The 20,193-nt window shown below is 58.9% G+C and carries 14 protein-coding genes; 9 read left to right on the forward strand and 5 right to left on the reverse strand.

The features are described from left to right. The first annotated feature begins 325 nt into the window (after positions 1 to 325). The 4 genes from ACOWVD_RS16365 to rcsB are packed head-to-tail and all read left to right on the forward strand — an operon-like array spanning position 326 to position 5,308. Positions 326 to 733, forward strand: coding sequence for a DUF4186 domain-containing protein (locus ACOWVD_RS16365; protein ID WP_015378553.1), 408 nt, complete (start codon positions 326 to 328; stop codon positions 731 to 733). Positions 734 to 787: 54 nt separating this feature from the next. Continuing rightward, the gene (locus tag ACOWVD_RS16370) at positions 788 to 1,942 is read left to right on the forward strand and encodes an MFS transporter (protein ID WP_015378554.1); all 1,155 of its coding nucleotides are present in this window, start codon (positions 788 to 790) and stop codon (positions 1,940 to 1,942) included. A gap of 20 nt (positions 1,943 to 1,962) precedes the next feature. Then, complete coding sequence (rcsD, locus tag ACOWVD_RS16375; RefSeq protein WP_421105684.1) at positions 1,963 to 4,665, forward strand: phosphotransferase RcsD; 2,703 nt, start codon at positions 1,963 to 1,965, stop codon at positions 4,663 to 4,665. Continuing rightward, the gene (gene rcsB / locus ACOWVD_RS16380; protein ID WP_004935900.1) at positions 4,658 to 5,308 is read left to right on the forward strand and encodes a response regulator transcription factor RcsB; all 651 of its coding nucleotides are present in this window, start codon (positions 4,658 to 4,660) and stop codon (positions 5,306 to 5,308) included. Before rcsD ends, rcsB begins: the two co-directional genes overlap by 8 nt. Positions 5,309 to 5,369: 61 nt before the next feature. On the opposite strand, the gene rcsC is transcribed toward rcsB, so the two are convergent. Beyond that, positions 5,370 to 8,231 carry a two-component system sensor histidine kinase RcsC gene (gene rcsC, locus ACOWVD_RS16385; RefSeq protein WP_049241809.1) on the reverse strand — a complete coding sequence of 954 codons (2,862 nt, stop codon included), beginning with the start codon at positions 8,229 to 8,231 and terminating at the stop codon, positions 5,370 to 5,372. A 166-nt stretch (positions 8,232 to 8,397) separates the two neighbouring features. Further along, complete coding sequence (gene gyrA / locus ACOWVD_RS16390; RefSeq protein WP_004935906.1) at positions 8,398 to 11,040, reverse strand: DNA topoisomerase (ATP-hydrolyzing) subunit A; 2,643 nt, start codon at positions 11,038 to 11,040, stop codon at positions 8,398 to 8,400. Positions 11,041 to 11,252: 212 nt separating this feature from the next. Here gyrA and ubiG point away from each other — a divergent pair, with 212 nt between their 5' ends. The 4 genes from ubiG (at position 11,253) to yfaE (ending at position 16,167) form a co-directional block, all read left to right on the forward strand. Next, on the forward strand, positions 11,253 to 11,978 hold the full coding sequence (gene ubiG / locus ACOWVD_RS16395; protein ID WP_004935909.1) for a bifunctional 2-polyprenyl-6-hydroxyphenol methylase/3-demethylubiquinol 3-O-methyltransferase UbiG: 726 nt from the start codon (positions 11,253 to 11,255) through the stop codon (positions 11,976 to 11,978). A 438-nt stretch (positions 11,979 to 12,416) separates the two neighbouring features. Then, the gene (gene nrdA / locus ACOWVD_RS16400; protein WP_273890061.1) at positions 12,417 to 14,705 is read left to right on the forward strand and encodes a class 1a ribonucleoside-diphosphate reductase subunit alpha; all 2,289 of its coding nucleotides are present in this window, start codon (positions 12,417 to 12,419) and stop codon (positions 14,703 to 14,705) included. 67 nt (positions 14,706 to 14,772) lie between these two features. Further along, the gene (nrdB, locus tag ACOWVD_RS16405) at positions 14,773 to 15,903 is read left to right on the forward strand and encodes a class Ia ribonucleoside-diphosphate reductase subunit beta (RefSeq protein WP_004935915.1); all 1,131 of its coding nucleotides are present in this window, start codon (positions 14,773 to 14,775) and stop codon (positions 15,901 to 15,903) included. Positions 15,904 to 15,906: 3 nt separating this feature from the next. Further along, positions 15,907 to 16,167, forward strand: a complete 261-nt coding sequence (gene yfaE, locus ACOWVD_RS16410) for a class I ribonucleotide reductase maintenance protein YfaE (RefSeq protein ID WP_015378558.1) — start codon at positions 15,907 to 15,909, stop codon at positions 16,165 to 16,167. A 59-nt stretch (positions 16,168 to 16,226) separates the two neighbouring features. Here the strand turns inward: yfaE and ACOWVD_RS16415 are convergent, their stop codons facing one another. Beyond that, positions 16,227 to 16,379 carry a Hok/Gef family protein gene (locus ACOWVD_RS16415; protein ID WP_004935921.1) on the reverse strand — a complete coding sequence of 51 codons (153 nt, stop codon included), beginning with the start codon at positions 16,377 to 16,379 and terminating at the stop codon, positions 16,227 to 16,229. A gap of 231 nt (positions 16,380 to 16,610) precedes the next feature. Then, positions 16,611 to 17,432: an AraC family transcriptional regulator gene (locus ACOWVD_RS16420; RefSeq protein ID WP_197763353.1), complete on the reverse strand. Its 822-nt coding sequence runs from the start codon at positions 17,430 to 17,432 to the stop codon at positions 16,611 to 16,613. 116 nt (positions 17,433 to 17,548) lie between these two features. Between ACOWVD_RS16420 and ACOWVD_RS16425 the strand changes: the two genes are divergently transcribed. Further along, the gene (locus ACOWVD_RS16425; RefSeq protein ID WP_421105685.1) at positions 17,549 to 18,784 is read left to right on the forward strand and encodes an FAD-dependent oxidoreductase; all 1,236 of its coding nucleotides are present in this window, start codon (positions 17,549 to 17,551) and stop codon (positions 18,782 to 18,784) included. Here the strand turns inward: ACOWVD_RS16425 and ACOWVD_RS16430 are convergent. Beyond that, positions 18,774 to 19,970, reverse strand: coding sequence for a nicotinamide mononucleotide deamidase-related protein YfaY (locus tag ACOWVD_RS16430; RefSeq protein ID WP_076740590.1), 1,197 nt, complete (start codon positions 19,968 to 19,970; stop codon positions 18,774 to 18,776). The two genes, ACOWVD_RS16425 and ACOWVD_RS16430, sit on opposite strands and share 11 nt — an antisense overlap. Positions 19,971 to 20,193 lie beyond the last annotated feature (223 nt).

The raw sequence follows: 20,193 nt of genomic DNA on the forward strand, positions 1-20,193 counted from the left end.
CATTATTTTCATTATTACCTTCATTATCCGAAGATAATTTCTGCATTCCTTTAACCGGCTTCTGGCCGGTTTTTTATTTTCCGCCCTACTTTCCTCACAATTTCAGCCCGTACAAATAGCACGCAAATAAATAACCTAATGATATAGTTTCATTAATTTACTTTCGCACTAATTGCTAATCTTTTTCCTTATTTTGGTCTACAAATTGAACTTGCTTTTCATTTCGTGCTTTATCTCATCGATTATTTCCCGCCGCAGGCACAATTAGCCGCAGAGATTCAGTTCTGGTAATCTGAAAAAAGCGCACCTTCAGCGAGTAAAATTCATGATGCCCTTTCAACCCGACGTGCTGTGGCGGCGGCTGCAAAGTTCCCCCTTCCGCGCTCGCTTCCGTTTAAATGCCAAGGACCAGACTTATCTCGAGGGTAAGGGATTGCCGCTGATCCTCAGCCATGCCCGCGATTTTATCGACCGCCGCCTGGCCGCCGCCCATCCTAAAAACGACGGCAAGCAAACCCCGATGCGTGGCCACCCGGTGTTCGTCGCCCAGCACGCCACTGCCACCTGCTGCCGCGGCTGTCTGGAAAAGTGGCACGGCATACCGCAGGGCGTCGCACTGGACGAACAGCAAAAGGACTATATTGTCCAGGCTATCGCGCTGTGGCTGGTGCGCAGAGGCGGTGCCAGGGATGTGTCCGGCACGAATATTTTCGACCCGGATCGCGGATTGTGATAAAAACTGTCAGTAACTTTCACCATTCTTTTGACCCAAGATCCTGACGCTTACATGACAGCCACCTTGTGCAATGAACAGCAAACGCCCGGCGTTCCTCAACAGATCGCCACCCGTCTGGCCTTTTTCGTCGCCGGTCTCGGCATGGCCGCCTGGGCGCCGCTGGTCCCCTTCGCCAAAGCGCGCATCGGTATCGATGACGGCTCGCTCGGCCTGTTGCTGCTCTGTATCGGCGCCGGCTCCATGTTGGCGATGCCGCTGACCGGTTTCCTGACCGGCAAACTGGGTTGCCGTGCGGTGATCCTGATGGCCGGGCTCGGGTTGTGCATCGATCTGCCGCTGTTGGCGCTGATGGACTCCCTCGGCGGCATGGCCGCGGCGCTGCTGCTGTTCGGCGCGGCGATCGGCATGATCGACGTAGCGATGAACGTGCAGGCGGTGATCGTCGAACGCGCCAGCGGCAAGGCGATGATGTCCGGTTTTCACGGTTTCTTCAGCATCGGCGGCATTGCCGGCGCCGGCGGCGTCAGCGCGCTGCTGTGGCTGGGGCTGACGCCGCTGCAATCCACCCTGCTCACCGTGCTGGCGGTGATCGCGCTGCTGACGCTGGCCAGCCGCCATCTGCTGCGTGAGAGCGGCGCCGATGACGGCGGGCCGATGTTCGTCTTGCCGCGCGGCTGGGTGATGTTCATCGGCATTTTGTGCTTTATCATGTTTTTGGCGGAAGGATCGATGCTCGACTGGAGCGCGCTGTTTCTCACCACATTGCGCGGCGTCGAACACAGCCAGGCCGGTCTGGGCTATGCGCTGTTTTCCATCACCATGACGCTCGGCCGGCTCAATGGCGATCGGGTGGTGAACTCGCTGGGCCGCTACCGGGTGCTGCTGCTGGGCAGCCTGTGTGCCGCTCTCGGCCTGAGCCTGGCCATCGCCTTCAATCACGCTACCGTTTCGCTGGTCGGTTTCATGCTGGTCGGCCTGGGCGCCTCGAACGTCGTGCCGATCCTGTTCAGCGCCGCAGGCAACCAGCGCGACATGCCGGCCAACTTGGCGATCGCCTCCGTCACCACCGTCGGCTATGCCGGTATTCTGGCCGGCCCGGCGCTGATCGGCTTTGTCGCTCAGTTTTCCAGCCTGACGGTGGCCTTCGCTTGCGTAGCCGCTCTGCTGTTGGCGGTGGCCGCCAGCGCCAGGGCCGTCACTCGCTGATTCAGGAATGCGCAGCCACTATGCAAAATAAACAATTGACCATAAGCTCCAGCAACATTACCCGCTGCTTCCTGCTGTTTATCGTACTGCTGACGATCGGCATCGGCCTGTATGGCTACAACTACACCAACGCCTGGCTGGCGGAAAAGAAGTACACGCTGAACAGCATCGCCGGTTCGCTGCAAAAGCGTATCGATGCCTACCGCTATATGACCTATCAGGTCTATGACAAATTCGGCAATGCGCCGGCACAGAATGTCGATCCCGGTTTGCAGGAAACCCGCCTGCGGCCCGATGTCTATTATGTCGAGAAACCGCACAAGAAAACCGACGCGGTGATCTTCGGCAGCCATGACGAAAACACGCTGGCGATGATCGCCAACATCTCGGACTACCTGGACACCCGCTGGGGCGCCAAGACCGAGAACTACGCCATGTATTACCTCAATGGTCAGGACAATAGCCTCAGCCTGATCACCACCCAGCCGCTCAAAGAGCTGGCTTCGCGCTTTCGGGAAAGCTACCTGACCACCTCGGCGGACGAACGCCGCGCCGAGATGCTGCAACAGGCCAATATGCTCGACGAACGCGAGAGCTTTTCCGACCTGCGCAAGCAGCGCTTCCAGAACGCCTATTCGTTCTCGATTCGCACCACTTTCAATCAGCCGGGGCATCTGGCGACGGTGATCGCCTTCGATTTGCCAATCAACGACATCATTCCGGCCAATCTGGCCCGCGCCAATTTCCTGCTGCTGCCGGACGATGTCGATCTCGACGATAGCGCCATCCCGGCGGAAACCGTCCTGGGTACCCATGCGACGATGAGCGGCGGCTGGGTGGAGTTCAGCGCCGCTCTGCCCAATGCGCCGCTGAAGGTGATGTATCGCGTTTCGGCCATCAATCTGGCCATCGATCTGCTGCGCAACAATATTTGGCTGATCGCAGTCAACTTGCTGCTGCTGGCGCTGTCGATGCTGAGCATCTACTTTATCCGCCGCCAGTACATTCGCCCGAGCGAAAACATGGCGGTAGAGCTGGAGGCCGAGCGCGCGCTGAATCAGGAGATCGTCTCCAGCCTGCCCTCCGGTCTGCTGGTCTACAGCTTCGCCAACAATACGGTGATCGCCAGCAACAAAATCGCCGAGCATCTGCTGCCGCACCTCAGCCTGCAAAAGATCGCCCATATGGCCGAACAGCATCACGGGGTGATCCAGGCGACGGTCAACAACGAGGTGTATGAAATCCGCATTTTCCGCAGCCAGCTGTCGCCGGACACCTACCTGTTCCTGATGCACGATCAGGATAAAGAGGTGATGGTGAATAAGCGGCTGCAGCAGGCGCGGCGCGAATACGACAAGAACGTGCAGGCGCGCAAACTGATGTTGCACAACCTGGGCATCGAACTGAATCAGCCGGTACGCCAGATGCACGATCTGGTCGACAGCCTGCGCAACCAGCCGGATGAGGAACAACAGCAGGCGCTGCTGGGCCAACTGACGGCGGCGTCGTCGTCGGTGCTGGGATTGATCGATAACATCACTCTGCTGACGCGGCTGGAAACCCAGGACTGGCAACCGACGCGCGAGCCGTTCAACCCGGCGGCGATGATCGACGAGTTGCTGCTGGAAGCCCTGCCCGCCCTCAATCAAAAGGGGCTGGCGCTGTTCAAGCATTTCCAGCTGGACGTCGAGCAGAACTATATCGGCGACGCCAACGCGCTGCGCAAGGTGATCTCGCTGCTGGTGCATTACGCCATTATCACCACCGCCTGCGGCAAGGTTTCTCTGGTTATCGACCATGAGCCCGGGCACCCTGACCGCCTGATTTTCCAAATCAACGACACCGGCTCCGGCATCTCCAACGAAGAGATCAGCAACCTTAACTATCCGTTCCTCAGCCAGACGCTGGTGGACCGCTTCAACCACGGTTCCGGCCTCACTTTCTTCCTGTGCAATCAGCTGTGCAAGAAGCTTAACGGCCAGTTGGACATTCGCAGCAAGGTGGATATCGGCACTCGCTACACCATTCGCGTCGCCATGGAGATGGAGAAAAAAGAGCCGCAGGAGCAGGAAAAGCTGCTCGACGGCGTCACCGCCTTGCTGGACGTCACGTCGGATGAAGTGCGCGGCATCGTGACCCGTCTGCTGCAGGCCTACGGCGCCGACTGCCTCGTCTCCGAAGATCGCGCGGTCAACCGCGATTATGACGTGCTGCTGACCGACAACCCGCAGCGCGCCGATGATTACACCCTGTTGCTAGCGACCGATGAGCCGGGCTGGCAAGCGCTGGATAAACGCTACATTCGGGTGAACTATAATCTGAACGGCGCATTAATCGACGCCGTGCTGATGCTGATCGAACAGCAAATGGCCGCGCTGGAACAGGAAGAAAGCACGCTTTCATTGAGCTCAGAAGATATCCAACTCTATGAAAAACAATTGAAATCAAGTGATTACTATGGGCTGTTTGTCGATACAGTACCCGACGATGTCAAAAAACTGTATACTGAGGCGGGCAGCAGTGATTTCAATGCGCTGTCACAAACCGCACACCGCCTGAAAGGCGTGTTTGCCATGTTAAATCTGCTTCCCGGCAAGCAGCTGTGCGAATCGTTAGAACAGCGCATCGCAGAAGGTGATGCGCCCGAGATCGAGAATAACATCAGTCAGATTGATTTTTTCGTCAGCAGACTGCTGAAGCAAGGTAGCCAACAACATGAATAACCTGAACGTAATTATTGCTGATGACCATCCTATCGTACTGTTTGGCATCCGGAAGTCACTTGAGCAAATTGAATGGGTGAATGTCGTTGGGGAGTTCGAAGACTCAACCGCACTGATCAACAATCTGTCCAAGCTGGACGCCAACGTGCTGATCACCGATCTGTCGATGCCGGGTGACAAATATGGCGACGGTATCACGCTGATTAAATACATCAAGCGTCATTATCCGCAGTTGTCGATCATCGTGCTGACCATGAACAACAACCCGGCGATCCTGAGCGCGGTATTGGATCTGGATATCGAAGGCATCGTGCTGAAACAAGGCGCGCCGACCGATCTGCCGAAGGCGCTGGCCGCCCTGCAAAAAGGCAAGAAGTTCACGCCGGAAAGCGTCTCCAAACTGCTGGAGAAGATCAGCGCCAGCGGCTATGGCGACAAACGCCTGTCGCCGAAAGAGAGTGAAGTGCTGCGTCTGTTCGCCGAAGGTTTCCTGGTGACCGAAATCGCCAAGAAACTCAACCGCAGCATCAAAACCATCAGCAGCCAGAAGAAATCGGCGATGATGAAGCTGGGCGTCGAGAACGACATTGCCCTGCTCAACTACCTCTCGTCCGTCAGCATGACGCCGTTGGACAAAGACTAAAGCCCGCCTCACGGCAGGTTAACGCCAAACAGGCACGGCATCCGCCGTGCCTGTTTGCTTTTCAGACCTCGCTGCGGTTGTAGCGTACCCGTTGGCTGTAATATGCCAGCGTCTGCTCCAGCGTCTCCAGCGTAACCGGCTTCGACAGGCAATTATCCATGCCCGCCTCGAGGCAGCGCTGTTTCTCTTCCGCCAACGCGTTCGCCGTCACGCCAATCACCGGCGCACTGAATTGCATCTGCCGCAAGGCCTGCGTCAGGCGATAACCGTCCATATTCGGCATATTGACGTCGGTCAGCACAATATCGACGTGATGCTGTTTCAGCACGCCGAGCGCATCGACGCCGTCGTTGGCGGTCACCACCTGATACCCCAGCGACCCCAACTGATCGGACAGCAGGCGACGGTTGATCGGATGATCGTCAACCACCAGCAGATGAATATCGCCGTTGTCCGCCGCACTGGCCTTGGCGGGCACCGGCAGCTGTACCAGCGCCTCTGCCGCGCCGTTGCCGACGCCAAATAACCGGTTGATTAAGGTCAGCGTTTCACGCGGCGTAGAGGTGCTGTGCATCCAATAGCCCGGCCGGGTTTCCTGCGATGGGCCGATATGTTCGGTGGAGAATTGGATCTGAGCCAGCAGCGGCATGTCCAGCATCAGCGGGTAATCGCTGAGCAAGACCTCGCCGGCAGCGGTCTCCTGCCCGTCATAGCGCTTGATATCGGCGCCGTAGCCGCCCAGGATCGCCATCAGGTAGCTTTCCAGGCGCTGATTGCGGATATCCAACCACAGCCGCCGGCCCTGCCAGGTATCGCTGGCCTGCGGGATCGGAAACTGGGCGTTAAACAATGGAATGCGAATGCTGAACAAGCTGCCCAACCCCGGTTCGGATTCGACGTAAACATCGCCGTCCATCAGGTTGACCAATTTTTCGCAGATCGCCAGCCCCAAACCGGTTCCCTGGAAATGGCGCTGCACGCCGGTCCCCACCTGGAAGAACGGATCGAACAGGCGCGAGATCTCCTTCTCCGGGATACCGACGCCGGTATCGCGCACGCTGAATTCCAGGTAGCTGCCGCGGGTGCGGACCTGCAGCACGATACAGCCGGTATCGGTGAACTTGATGGCGTTGTTCACCAGGTTGGAGAGCACCTGCTGCAGCCGCACCGGATCGCCGAAAATGCGCTCCGGCACGTTCTGTTCGATAAAGCAGTACAGCCCCAGACGTTTCTTCACCACCAGCGGCAAATAGTTGCCGGCGATATGGGTAATCACCTCCAGGCAAGAGAACTCGCGCGGTTCGATCTTCAGTTGCTCGGACTCGATTTTGGAGAAATCGAGAATATCGCTGATGATTTTCAGCAGCAGGCCGGAAGAGTTGTTCATCGCGTTGACCAGCCGATCGACCCCTTGCGGCAGCGCCTTGGTTTGCAGCAGATCGAGGTTGCCGATAATGCCGTACAGCGGCGTGCGCAACTCATGGCTGACGGTGGCCAGGAACATCGATTTGGACTGACTGGCCTGCTCCGCCGCCGCCGCCATCTCCTGCAGCGACTCTTCCATCTTCACGCGCGCGCTGACGTCCACCAGTACGCAGATCGCCACCTCTTCGTTACGGTAGCGCGAGTGGACAAAGCTGATCTGCAGGTTGTTATTGTTGCTGGTCATCACATCGACGAAATTCGCCTGCTGTTCGCAAATGATGCGCGTAATGCGATCGCGATCTTCGTGGGTCAACAGGTTGATGTAGTTGTGCGCCAGTTCGTTACTCAGAATATTGGTGCCGTCGCTGATACGCAGGATGCAGATGCCCACCGGCGCCGAGGCGACAATCTTGCGGTTGAACTGCTCGTGTTCTTCCAGACGGAAGGCGTTCTCCTCCGCCGGCAAGAACATCTTGCGCTCAAACAGCCACGCCAGCGTGAACAGCACGATAGCCGATAACAGGTTCAGCAACAGCGCGTTGAGGATCAGCATCTTGAAGCGTTCCACCACGCTTTTCACCGGCAGCGCATAAACGATGCTCAGCGATGAAGGCGGCAGCGCTTTTTTCAGGATCAGATCGCGGTAGTTGTCGACATAACCGAAGTAAGCATGCTCTTCGGGGTAGCTGTTGAGCGCAGCGGCATAGCGATCGCCGTCCGCCAGGCGCAGCACCGGCTCGTTATTCTCATCCAGCAGCGTGACGCCGATCGGCAGGCTGCCGGCGGTGACGAAATCTTCCAGCCGGACGGTTTGCTCGATGCCCAGCAGCGCCTCCAGCTTATTACCGATATAGAGAGGCGTCAGCACATACAGATAACCGATGTCGGGCCGCTGCGCGCTGGGGCTGATCCAATACAGGTTGTTGTCTTTGTCCAGATTCTTGGCGTTGCGGTATTTCAGAATGCGCTCATGCAGGGACTTCAGCACGTTTTCCCGATTGGCGCTCGCGTTGCCGCCGCCGAATTCCGCCATGCACAGGCTGTCGCCGCCGATGAAGAACACCCGGTTAAGATCGTAGGCCGCCACGAAGTTCTCTTTCCAGTACTGGATCAGGCCGCTCAGCGAATCGAGCGAACTGCGGTAGGTGGTGCTCAGCGCGCAGTTGGACTCCGGGTACAGCGGAAAGAATTGCGGCGGGCTGCCTTTGCCGGGAAACACGCCGCTGAACATGTCCAGACTGCTGACCGAACCGTTGAGGCGATTCTCCGCCATATACTTGATGTCGCGGATGATGTCGGCGGAATGGCGGATGTAGCCCTGCGCCTGATCGAAATTGAGGTTGTACTCCTGGCGGATGTCCGATTCTTTCTGATGCAGGATATTCAGAATATAAAAGGTGGTGAGCAGCGCTCCCAACGACCACAGCAAAATCGCCAGCACCCGGAACAGATAGCGGGATATCTTCAGCGTAGTTCGAAAAGAGGCTAAATATTTCAATCGGATACCATACGAAAGTCAGTGGCGGCGCGCGTTGTCGCCGGCGCGGCGGCCGGCGGCTCGGTGCGCCAATTAAACCATATAACTGAAAAAGGGCCTAGCATCGCTGCCAGGCCCTTTTGTCTCAGTGCATTACGGTGTCGGCATGCCGACGCCCTCACCTTGCTTAAACGTTGTCGTCGTCCATCGGCTCAGCCGCGTCGTCGCCATCGTCCAGCGGCGTGGTGTCTTCTTCCACCGCTTCCGCGCCCGGTTCCAGGCTGTCCAGCTCTTCGTCTTCCACCGGTTCGGCCACGCGCTGCAGACCGACGACGTTTTCGTCTTCCGCCGTGCGGATCAGCGTCACGCCCTGGGTGTTACGACCGACCACGCTGACTTCCGAAACGCGGGTACGCACCAGCGTGCCGGCATCGGTGATCATCATGATCTGATCGCTGGTTTCCACCTGCACCGCGCCGACCACCTGGCCGTTACGCTCGCTCACCTTGATGGAGATAACCCCCTGGGTGGCGCGTGACTTGGTCGGATACTCGGTCACCGCGGTGCGTTTACCGAAGCCGTTTTGCGTCACGGTCAGAATGTCGCCCTCGCCGCGCGGCACGATCAGTGAGATCACGCTGTCGCCTTCGCCGAGGTTGATGCCGCGCACGCCGGTCGCGGTACGGCCCATCGAACGCACCTGCGTTTCCGGGAAGCGCACCACTTTACCGTTGGCGGAGAACAGCATCACTTCGTTGCTGCCGTCGGTCAGATCGACACCGATCAGCTCGTCGCCCTCGTTGAGGTTGACGGCGATGATGCCGGCGCTGCGCGGACGGCTGAACTCGGTCAGCGCGGTTTTCTTCACGGTACCGCTGGCGGTGGCCATGAACACGTGGCGCCCTTCTTCATACTCGCGCACCGGCAGAATGGCGGTGATACGCTCATCGGCTTCCAGCGGCAGCAGGTTGACGATCGGGCGACCGCGCGCGCCGCGGCTGGCTTCAGGCAGTTGGTACACCTTCATCCAATACAGGCGGCCACGGCTGGAGAAGCACAGGATCGTATCGTGGGTGTTGGCCACCAGCAGGCGATCGATAAAGTCTTCTTCTTTAATACGCGCGGCGGACTTGCCTTTGCCGCCGCGGCGCTGCGCTTCATAGTCGGACAGCGGCTGATACTTCACGTACCCCTGGTGAGACAGGGTCACCACCACGTCTTCCTGGTTGATCAGGTCTTCGATGTTGATGTCGGAAGTATTGGCGGTGATCTCGGTGCGACGGCCGTCGTTGTACAGCTCTTTGACCGCCACCAGCTCTTCGCGGATCACTTCCATCAGGCGCTCTGGGCTTTCCAGAATAAAGATCAGCTCGGCGATAAAGTTGAGCAGTTCTTTATATTCGTCCAGCAGCTTCTCGTGCTCCAGGCCGGTCAGTTTCTGCAGGCGCAGATCCAGAATCGCCTGAGCCTGCTGCTCGGTCAGGTAGTACTTGCCGTCGCGGATACCGAACTCCGGCTCCAGCCACTCAGGGCGGGCGGCATCGTCACCGGCGCGCTCCAGCATGGCGCTGACGTTGCCCAGATCCCACGGCTGCGCCACCAGCGCGACTTTCGCTTCCGCCGGGGTCGGCGCACGGCGAATCAGCTCGATAATCGGGTCGATGTTGGCCAGCGCGATAGCCAGCGCTTCCAGAATATGGGCGCGGTCGCGGGCCTTGCGCAGTTCGAAGATGGTGCGGCGGGTGACCACTTCGCGGCGGTGGCGCACGAAGGCTTCGAGGATGTCTTTCAGGTTCAGCAGCTTAGGCTGCCCCTGATGCAGCGCGACCATGTTGATGCCGAAGGTGACCTGCAGTTGTGTCAGCGCATACAGGTTGTTCAGCACCACTTCGCCGACCGCGTCGCGTTTGACTTCGATCACGATGCGCATGCCGTCTTTATCGGACTCGTCGCGCAGCGCGCTGATGCCTTCCACGCGTTTTTCTTTCACCAGCTCGGCGATCTTTTCGATCAGACGCGCCTTGTTCACCTGATACGGGATCTCGTGAACGATGATGGTTTCGCGCCCGGTCTTGGCGTCGGCTTCCACTTCCGCGCGCGCGCGCAGGTAGACTTTCCCGCGCCCGGTGCGGTAGGCCTCTTCAATGCCGCGGCGGCCGTTGATGATCGCCGCCGTCGGGAAGTCCGGCCCCGGGATGTGTTCCATCAGCCCTTCGATGCTGATGTTTTCATCGTCGATATAGGCCAGGCAGCCGTTGACGACTTCCGCCAGGTTGTGCGGCGGAATATTGGTGGCCATGCCCACAGCGATGCCCGACGAGCCGTTGACCAGCAGGTTCGGGATCTTGGTCGGCATGACGGCCGGGATCTGCTCGGTGCCATCATAGTTAGGCACGAAGTCGACGGTTTCTTTTTCCAGATCCGCCAACAGTTCGTGAGCAATCTTGGACATGCGCACTTCGGTATAACGCATCGCCGCCGCGGAGTCGCCGTCGACGGAACCGAAGTTACCCTGGCCGTCCACCAGCATGTAGCGCAGTGAAAACGGCTGAGCCATACGCACGATAGTGTCGTAAACCGCGCTGTCACCGTGCGGGTGATATTTACCGATCACGTCCCCGACGACACGGGCCGATTTCTTGTATGGTTTATTCCAGTCGTTACCCAATACGCTCATCGCGTACAGAACGCGGCGGTGAACCGGCTTCAGTCCATCACGAACATCTGGCAGCGCACGTCCGACAATAACGGACATCGCATAGTCCAGATACGAGTTTTTCAACTCGTCTTCGATGTTTACCGGTGTGATTTCTCTGGCAAGGTCGCTCATGGAGCTGCTATCCCTCTACTAATGATTCATCTGCCCGCTGCCATAGTGGCAAAGGTGTAAAACTATATCACAAAGCACGCTTTACGGGAAAATAACCGCCGCTGTTTCACGGAAATTGTGCAGATAAGTGCGCTAAAAACGCATCGGCACAGACGATGCCGCGCCGGAACATGTATAATCCGCGCAACGAGAACAAGGAGCCAGACAAGCCCATGAACGCAGAATCATCCAGCCGAGTGCAAAACGTTGACCACCAGGAAATCGCCAAGTTCGAGGCCGTCGCCTCCCGCTGGTGGGATCTGGAAGGCGAGTTCAAACCGCTGCACCGCATCAACCCGCTGCGCCTGAACTACATCATGCAGCGCGCCGGCGGCATTTTTGACAAGCAGGTGCTCGACGTGGGCTGCGGCGGCGGCATTCTGGCGGAGAGCATGGCGCGCGAAGGCGCCAAGGTAACCGGGCTGGACATGGGCGCGGAGCCGCTGCAGGTCGCCCGGCTGCACGCGCTGGAAAGCGGCATGGACGTCACCTATGTGCAGGAGACGGTGGAAAGCCACGCTCAGGCCAACCCGCAGCGCTACGACGTGGTCACCTGCATGGAGATGCTGGAGCACGTGCCCGATCCGGCCTCGGTGGTGCGCGCCTGCGCCCAACTGGTGAAACCGGGCGGCCACGTGTTCTTTTCCACCATCAACCGCAACACCAAAGCCTGGCTAATGGCGGTGATCGGCGCGGAGTACGTGCTGAAGATGGTGCCGCAGGGCACCCACGATCATAAGAAGTTTATTCGCCCTTCCGAACTGATCGGCTGGGTCGACGGCACGCCGCTGCGCGAAAAGCACATGATCGGCCTGCATTACAACCCGATCACCGATCATTTCAAGCTTGGGCGCAACGTTGACGTGAACTACATGGTGCACACCCAGCACGAAGGCTGACCGCTGTAAACCGCGCCGGCCCTGCGTTATCGGGGTTCGGCGCCAACGCGCTGTTAGGAAAAATACCTAATTTCCGCGACTTCGATCAAAATCGTGGTTGTAGACAGTTTTTTAGAATATTAAATCAGATCAATATGCCGTTTTTTTCTAACGTTTAATAAAGCGCCAAACGATCGGTTTTTTCAGTTTTTCAGTAAAATCTGATCTCGCTTATTGACAAGCTTGTCGCGCCAGTCACGGCGCGCACTGCGAACGGCAAGTTACATTTCACCCCCAAGTTATCCACAAATTAGGCCGGTTTTGTTCACTTGCAAACGCCGTTTTTTCTCACTATCTTGTTACCTCACCGACATACAACCCCTATATATAGTGTTTACATACTGAGCAGAGCGACTACACTTCTGCTTAGGGGCACCATACGGACAGGTAAAACACCACATGAACCAAAGTCTGCTTGTAACTAAACGCGATGGCCGTAAAGAGCGCATCAACCTCGACAAAATCCACCGGGTCATCGATTGGGCCGCAGAAGGATTGCACAACGTCTCGGTTTCTCAAGTAGAGTTGCGTTCCCACATTCAGTTTTATGACGGCATCAAAACCGCCGATATTCACGAAACCATCATCAAAGCCGCTGCCGATCTGATCTCCCGCGATGCGCCGGACTATCAGTACCTGGCCGCTCGCCTGGCGATCTTCCACCTGCGCAAAAAGGCTTACGGCCAATTCGAGCCGCCGAAGCTGCACGCTCACGTGATGCGCATGGTCGAGATGGGCAAATACGATAAACATCTGCTGGAAGACTACAGCGCTGAAGAGTTCGAGCAGATGGACTCCTTTATCGATCACTGGCGCGACATGAACTTCTCTTATGCCGCCGTCAAGCAGCTGGAAGGCAAGTATCTGGTGCAGAACCGCGTCAGCGGCGAGATTTACGAAAGCGCCCAGTTCCTGTACATGTTGGTGTCCGCTTGCCTGTTCTCCAACTACCCGCGTGAAACTCGTCTGGACTACGTCAAACGTTTCTACGACGCGATTTCCACCTTCAAGATTTCGCTGCCAACGCCGATCATGTCCGGCGTGCGCACCCCAACCCGTCAGTTCAGCTCCTGCGTGCTGATCGAGTGCGGCGACAGCCTGGACTCCATCAACGCCACCTCCAGCGCCATTGTGAAATACGTTTCGCAACGCGCCGGTATCGGCATCAACGCCGGCCGCATCCGCGCGCTGGGCAGCCCGATCCGTGGCGGGGAAGCTTTCCATACCGGTTGCATTCCGTTCTACAAACATTTCCAGACCGCCGTCAAATCATGCTCGCAGGGCGGCGTGCGCGGTGGCGCGGCAACGCTGTTCTACCCGATGTGGCACCTGGAAGTGGAAAGCCTGCTGGTGCTGAAAAACAACCGCGGCGTTGAAGGTAACCGCGTGCGTCACATGGACTACGGCGTGCAGCTGAACCGCCTGATGTACCAGCGTCTGATCAAGGGCGAAGACATCACCCTGTTCAGCCCGTCCGACGTGCCGGGGCTGTATGACGCATTCTTCGCCGATCAGGACGAATTCGAGCGCCTGTACACCCAGTACGAAAAAGACGACAGCATTCGCCAGAAGCGCGTGAAAGCGGTTGAGCTGTTCTCGCTGATGATGCAAGAGCGCGCCTCTACCGGCCGCATCTACATCCAGAACGTCGACCACTGCAACACCCACAGCCCGTTCGATCCGCAGATCGCGCCGGTGCGTCAGTCCAACCTGTGCCTGGAAATCGCCCTGCCGACCAAGCCGCTGGAAGACGTCAACGACGAGAACGGCGAAATTGCGCTGTGCACCCTGTCCGCCTTCAACCTGGGCGCGATCGACAGCCTGGACGATCTGGAAGAGCTGGCGACCCTGGCGGTGCGTTCACTCGACGCCCTACTGGATTATCAGGATTATCCGATCAAGGCCGCGCACCGTGGCGCGATGGGGCGTCGCACCCTGGGCATTGGCGTGATCAACTTCGCCTATTACCTGGCGAAGAACGGCGTGCGCTACTCCGATGGCAGCGCCAACAACCTGACCCACAAAACGTTCGAAGCCATTCAGTACTACCTGCTGAAAGCCTCCAACCGCCTGGCTCAGGAACAAGGCGCTTGCCCGTGGTTCAAAGAAACCACCTATTCGCAGGGTATCCTGCCGATCGACACCTACAAGAAAGACCTGGATGCGATCTGCAACGAACCGCTGCACTACGACTGGGAAACCCTGCGTAAAGAGATCCAGGAAACCGGTCTGCGCAACTCGACGCTGTCCGCCCTGATGCCGTCGGAAACCTCTTCGCAGATTTCCAACGCCACCAACGGCATCGAGCCGCCGCGCGGCCACATCAGCATCAAGGCGTCGAAAGACGGCATCCTGCGCCAGGTGGTGCCGGAGTATGAGCGTCTGAAAGACAACTACGAGCTGCTGTGGGAAATGCCGAGCAACGACGGCTATCTGCAGCTGGTGGGGCTGATGCAGAAATTCATCGACCAGTCGATTTCGGCCAACACCAACTACGATCCGACCCGCTTCCCGGGCGGCAAGGTGCCGATGAAGCAGCTGTTGAAAGACCTGCTCACCACCTACAAGTTCGGCGTGAAAACGCTGTACTACCAAAACACCCGCGACGGCGCGGAAGACGCCCAGGAAGATTTGCAGCCTGCCAAGGCCGGCGATGACGACTGCGAAAGCGGCGCCTGCAAGATCTAAAGTTTGACCTAGCGGGCCGGAATTTTCCGGCCCCTTCATTTAGCCACGTTACGATGGATTCAGGCTTATGGCTTACACCACTTTTTCTCAGACCAAAAACGACCAGCTGCAAGAGCCGATGTTCTTCGGCCAATCGGTAAACGTTGCGCGTTTCGACCAGCAAAAGCATGAAATCTTCGAAAAACTGATCGAAAAACAGCTCTCCTTCTTCTGGCGCCCGGAAGAGGTTGACGTCTCTCGCGATCGCATCGATTATCAGGCGCTGCCGGAGCACGAGAAGCACATCTTCATCAGCAACCTGAAGTATCAGACCCTGCTGGACTCCATTCAGGGCCGCAGCCCGAACGTCGCCCTGCTGCCGCTGATCTCGATCCCTGAACTGGAAACCTGGGTGGAAACCTGGTCGTTCTCCGAGACCATCCACTCCCGTTCCTACACCCACATCATCCGCAACATCGTCAACGATCCGGCGCTGGTGTTCGACGACATCGTCACCAACGAAGAGATCAAGAAGCGCGCGAAAGACATTTCCGGCTACTACGACGATCTGATCGAGATGACCAGCTACTATCACCTGCTGGGTGAAGGCACCCACCAGGTGAACGGTAAAACCGTCACCGTCAATCTGCGTGCGCTGAAGAAGCAGCTGTACCTGTGCCTGATGAGCGTGAACGCGCTGGAAGCGATCCGCTTCTACGTCAGCTTTGCCTGCTCCTTCGCGTTCGCCGAGCGCGAATTGATGGAAGGCAACGCCAAGATCATCAAGCTGATCGCCCGCGACGAAGCGCTGCACCTGACCGGCACCCAGCACATGCTGAACCTGATGCGTTCCGGTGCGGACGATCCTGAAATGGCGGAGATCGCCGAGGAGTGCCAGCAAGAGTGCTACGATCTGTTCGTGCTGGCCGCTCAGCAGGAGAAAGAGTGGGCGGAATACCTGTTCCGCGACGGCTCGATGATTGGCCTGAACAAAGACATCCTGTGCCAGTATGTGGAATACATCACCAATATCCGCATGCAGGCGGTCGGCCTTGGTCTGCCGTTCGAAACCCGCTCCAACCCGATCCCGTGGATCAACGCCTGGTTGGTGTCCGACAACGTGCAGGTAGCGCCGCAGGAAGTGGAAGTGAGCTCTTACCTGGTTGGCCAGATCGACTCGGAGATCAACGCCGACGACCTGAGCGACTTCGAACTGTAAGCGATGGCGACGCCAACCGTAACGCTGCGCGCCGCCGGCACGCAGCTCTCTTGCCCTAACAGTGAAAACTGCCTGCTCGACGTGCTGGAACTGCACGACGTGCAGGTGGAGTACCAATGCCGCTCCGGCTATTGCGGCGCCTGCCGCCTGAAGCTGGTGAAAGGCGAAGTGGCCTACCGCCAACAGCCGCTGGCGTTTATCAACGCCGGCGAGATCCTGCCCTGCTGCTGCATGCCGCTGACGGATATCGAGCTGGAAATGTAAAGTCGGGTGCCGGAAACCGCGCCTGGAGACCAGAAGGCGGGGTTGCCCCCGCCCTAGGATTACCGCTTCACCTCACACGCCAACCTGATCAGGATAGTGATATTTTCCTGGTAGATTTTCAGCTCGCACAGCGAGTCTCTTATCATCCAGATAAATAACAAAACCGTAATACATACAACGGTTAGCGAGTGAAACACATGCCTTAAGCGCATGCTTGCCTCCTTGCTGTGAAGGGGCTACCATACCGGTGTCTAGGCGGTATGTGCAGCCCCATTCTGATTGAGAGTCAGTCTGGGGCTTTCATCTATCCGCCTTGTCACACAATGCCCAAGACGAACAGTCTCAAGCACCCGTCAAGAGAGTAACAGCATTCCCTCACCGCGAATATCCCCTATAAGATTATGATTAATCAGGGATATATAACTATCCTCAAAGTATTTCGCTTAGCGCCCCTTTCCCGCCGATGTGGAAAAATAACGCGCCGGGGAATCGCCGAAGGCTTTACGAAACATGGCGATAAAGTTACTCGGCGAGGCATACCCTAGCGCTTCCGCGATCTGCAGCACCGTTTCGCCTTCGGCCAACTTCGCCAATGCATATGACAACCGGGCCTGCTGACGCCACTGGGCAAAACTCAACCCCGTCTCGCCGATCATCAGCCGCCGCAGAGTACGCGGCGACATCGCCCCCCATTCAGCCCACGCCTCCAGTGAACGTTCGCTCCCCGGTTGCGCCAGCAAGGCCTGCAGAACGCCGGCCAGGCGCGGATGGGACGACATCGGTAAATACAGCGGCTCCGTCGGCGCCAGCCGTATCTCGTCACGCATCACCTGCGCCATACGCTCCTGCTCCAGGGTAAGCGCGCTGCGTTTGTCCCAACCTTGCGCACGCTGAGCCAGCGCCTGCAGCACGGCGCTGATGCCAATAACGCAAGGTGTATTCGACAGATCGTGGCAGGCCTCCGGCGCCAGCAGTAAACTCCAGCCGCTCAGCGCGCCGCAAACCTGTACCTGGTGCTGCGTCGCCGGCGGGATCCAACCCGCCCGCTGCGGCGGCAGCACCCAATCGCCCTGCGCCGTGCGTACATGCAACAAGCCGCTTTCGACGCACAGCAACTGCCCGCGCACATGCTGATGCCAGTCGTATTCTCGCGTGCCCAACCGATACTCCCGGCCTGCCGCATCGCGGCCGCCAAGCGCGATAAGCCAAGGGCCCGCCGACCATTCGCTGCAGTCAGCGTCGAGGGCATGAAGGTTTGCATCCATATTGGCCACTAATCACTATTTTTAGTCCAGATACCGTTATACCAACCTTTTCCTGCGCCGACATAATGAAATACTTCCGGCCGCGACCGTCTGTGGCCACTGTTTCACGAGGGAACATGATGACAACACTCAGCATTGGCATTATCGGCGCAGGGCTCGGCGGCCTGTGTCTGGCTCAGGGACTGCGCCGCTTCGGCATCCACGCCACGGTATTTGAACGCGACGCCACACCGCAGGCGCGCGATCAGGGCTACCGGCTGCGCATCGATCCGTCGGGCCAGCAGGCGCTGACCGCCTGCCTGCCGCCGGCACACTACCGGTTGCTCTGCGCCGGCAGCGCGCAAAACAGCGGCGAGAGCAATCTATGGGATCCGCAGCTTGCCCCGCTCACCGACCGGCGCCCCGAACACTGGTTGCCCTCCAGCCAGCGACAAACGCAAGAACCGAGCGGCGATCTCGGCATTCATCGCCAAACGCTGCGCGAGATCCTGCTTGCCGGCCTGCAAGACCAGGTGCGCTTCGGCCATACCTTGCGTGAATTTGCACAAACGCCGCAGGGTGTGGAACTGCAGTTCGCCAACGGCGAGCAAGTGCGGGTCGATGTGCTGATCGCCGCCGACGGCGTCAACTCGCTGGTGCGGCGGCGCTGCCTGCCCGAGGCGGGGCCCGAAGACAGCGGCGCGGTCACCCTTTACGGTAAAACGCCGCTCGATGCGGCGACCCGGGCCCAATTGCCCCCCGAGCTGCTGAACGGCGTATCGGTGATCTTCGCCGACGGCGCGTCGCTGGTGCTTGAACCGATGCGCTTTCAGGCCCCTATGGCGCAGCTGGCGGCCGACTACGCACCCGATTGCCGCCTCTCACCGGTCGACGACTATCTCTATTGGGCCTGTATCGGATCGGCTGGGCGTCTCGGCGGGCCGGTGCGAACTGAGGGAACCGCTGCGCTGCAGGCGCGCGTACGGCATATCTCGCAGGGATGGGCGCCCGCCTTGCAAACGGCGTTAGCGCTGGCGGATCCCCTGTCGCTCAGCGTGCGGACGGTGCAGGTTACGGCGGCGATGCCAGAATGGCACAGCGAACGCATCGCCTTTCTCGGCGACGCCGTGCACGCCATGAGCCCGGCGGGTGGGCTCGGCGCCAACACCGCGCTGGTAGACGCCGCCAGCCTGGCGGCGCATCTGACGCACTCAGACAGCGCCGCGCAGGCGCTCAGGAACTACGGTACAGAGCTGCAAACGCGAGGCGCCGCGGCAATACGTCTTTCACGCCTGGCGTCCGAACGGCTGATGCAGCGCGATGAAGCCGACAAGACGGGAGACTCAGCAACGCCAATACCCGTCACTCGATAATTTCCACCACCTCCAGCCAGGCGTTTTTACCGCACGCCTGGCCCCCATTCAGCCAGCGGCGCAGCATATCCAACGCCAGCATCGCGACCGACTCCTGCCGCAGCCGCAGGCCGTGGCGCGACGCGCGATAACGCACGGTCTGGCCAATGCCGCCGCGCGGCGTGTGCAGCGCAATGCTCACCTGCTCATCGCGCATGGCGCTGACCGCCAACGCCAACGGCGCACCGGTCAATTCTGCCAGCGAGCGGGCGCGCGCCAGCGTCGTTTCCAGCGTTTCGATGCAGTGCGCCGGCAGCAGCTCGCCACCCGCCAGCGGCGCCCCTTCGCTCTGCAGCTGCAGATTGATCAAACCGCCGCTGAACTGCTCGCTCAACGCCAGCTTCAGCCCTTGCTGATTCAGACGCTGCGTCAGCGTCGCCGGCAACCCGTCGGTGCCTTCAAAGATGCAGTTGTCCCCCGCTACCTCGCGCACGCGTCGCCAGGCCAGCTCCATCTCCGCGCGCCGGCTTTCCGGCCCGGTCAGCTTCAGCTCAATGATCGGGCTGGACGAGCGGTAACCCAGCACCACGTCCGGCGGCAGCGGCAGGCTGTCCAGCTCGGCGGCCAGATCGCTCTCGGAGGTGCCGAAGGTCGTCAGGCGCAGGCACAGCGGCGGCGCCGGCAAGGTGAAGCGCTGGCGCAGACGCGGCACGATCTGCTGTTCGACCATCACTTTGAATTCCGACGGCACGCCGGGGGTGAAGAACATCAGGCATTGGTTCAGCTGCAGCGCGAACCCGCAGGCGGTGCCTACCGGGTTATCCAGCATTTCCGCGTTGGCCGGGATCTGCGCCTGCTTGCGATTGGAAGGGGCCATCGGCCGCCCGCGCTCGGCGAAATAGGCTTCCATGCGCGCCAACCAGTCAGCCCGTTCGACCAGCTCTACGCCGCTGGCTTTCGCGGCGGCCAGCGCGCTGAGATCGTCGCTGGTCGGCCCCAGGCCGCCGTTGACGATCAACACATCGGCGATGTGGCTGCGTTCCTGCAGGATCTCGATCAACGCAGAGAGGCTGTCCCCGACCGTTTCACGCCCGCTCATCGGCACCCCCTGCTGGAACAGGTAGTCCGCCAGCCAGGCGGCGTTGGTATCAATAATTTGCCCGTGCAGCACCTCATCGCCGGTGCTGAGCATCTCCACCCTTAACATTGATCTCTCCCACATTTTTTGGTCATTCCACTATAGAAGCCCGTAAATAACTTTTCACTAGCCGCCTGCGGATAATTTCAGCCATGGGTTCGTTTCTCATGTGCCATGCCGGTCGCCACTATGTAAATATTTATGTACATCATGCGTAACGTCGGTTTGACACAAATTAGGGCTTCCACTATCCTGCCATCCTCATAAATCGTTACCTATAATTTTCAAAATC

Origin of the sequence: Serratia sp. SA088 (assembly GCF_049065515.1) — a bacterium.
Classification (GTDB): Bacteria; Pseudomonadota; Gammaproteobacteria; order Enterobacterales; family Enterobacteriaceae; genus Serratia; species Serratia nematodiphila.

What these genes read in the sequence shown, in the direction of transcription:
- yfaE (WP_015378558.1), top strand. Translation starts at nt 15,907, where the DNA reads ATGGCGACGCCAACCGTAACGCTGCGCGCCGCCGGCACGCAGCTCTCT.
- ACOWVD_RS16420 (WP_197763353.1), bottom strand. Translation starts at nt 17,432, where the DNA reads ATGGATGCAAACCTTCATGCCCTCGACGCTGACTGCAGCGAATGGTCG.
- ubiG (WP_004935909.1), top strand. Translation starts at nt 11,253, where the DNA reads ATGAACGCAGAATCATCCAGCCGAGTGCAAAACGTTGACCACCAGGAA.
- ACOWVD_RS16370 (WP_015378554.1), top strand. Translation starts at nt 788, where the DNA reads ATGACAGCCACCTTGTGCAATGAACAGCAAACGCCCGGCGTTCCTCAA.
- ACOWVD_RS16415 (WP_004935921.1), bottom strand. Translation starts at nt 16,379, where the DNA reads ATGCGCTTAAGGCATGTGTTTCACTCGCTAACCGTTGTATGTATTACG.
- nrdA (WP_273890061.1), top strand. Translation starts at nt 12,417, where the DNA reads ATGAACCAAAGTCTGCTTGTAACTAAACGCGATGGCCGTAAAGAGCGC.
- nrdB (WP_004935915.1), top strand. Translation starts at nt 14,773, where the DNA reads ATGGCTTACACCACTTTTTCTCAGACCAAAAACGACCAGCTGCAAGAG.
- ACOWVD_RS16425 (WP_421105685.1), top strand. Translation starts at nt 17,549, where the DNA reads ATGATGACAACACTCAGCATTGGCATTATCGGCGCAGGGCTCGGCGGC.
- rcsB (WP_004935900.1), top strand. Translation starts at nt 4,658, where the DNA reads ATGAATAACCTGAACGTAATTATTGCTGATGACCATCCTATCGTACTG.
- ACOWVD_RS16365 (WP_015378553.1), top strand. Translation starts at nt 326, where the DNA reads ATGATGCCCTTTCAACCCGACGTGCTGTGGCGGCGGCTGCAAAGTTCC.
- rcsD (WP_421105684.1), top strand. Translation starts at nt 1,963, where the DNA reads ATGCAAAATAAACAATTGACCATAAGCTCCAGCAACATTACCCGCTGC.
- gyrA (WP_004935906.1), bottom strand. Translation starts at nt 11,040, where the DNA reads ATGAGCGACCTTGCCAGAGAAATCACACCGGTAAACATCGAAGACGAG.
- ACOWVD_RS16430 (WP_076740590.1), bottom strand. Translation starts at nt 19,970, where the DNA reads ATGTTAAGGGTGGAGATGCTCAGCACCGGCGATGAGGTGCTGCACGGG.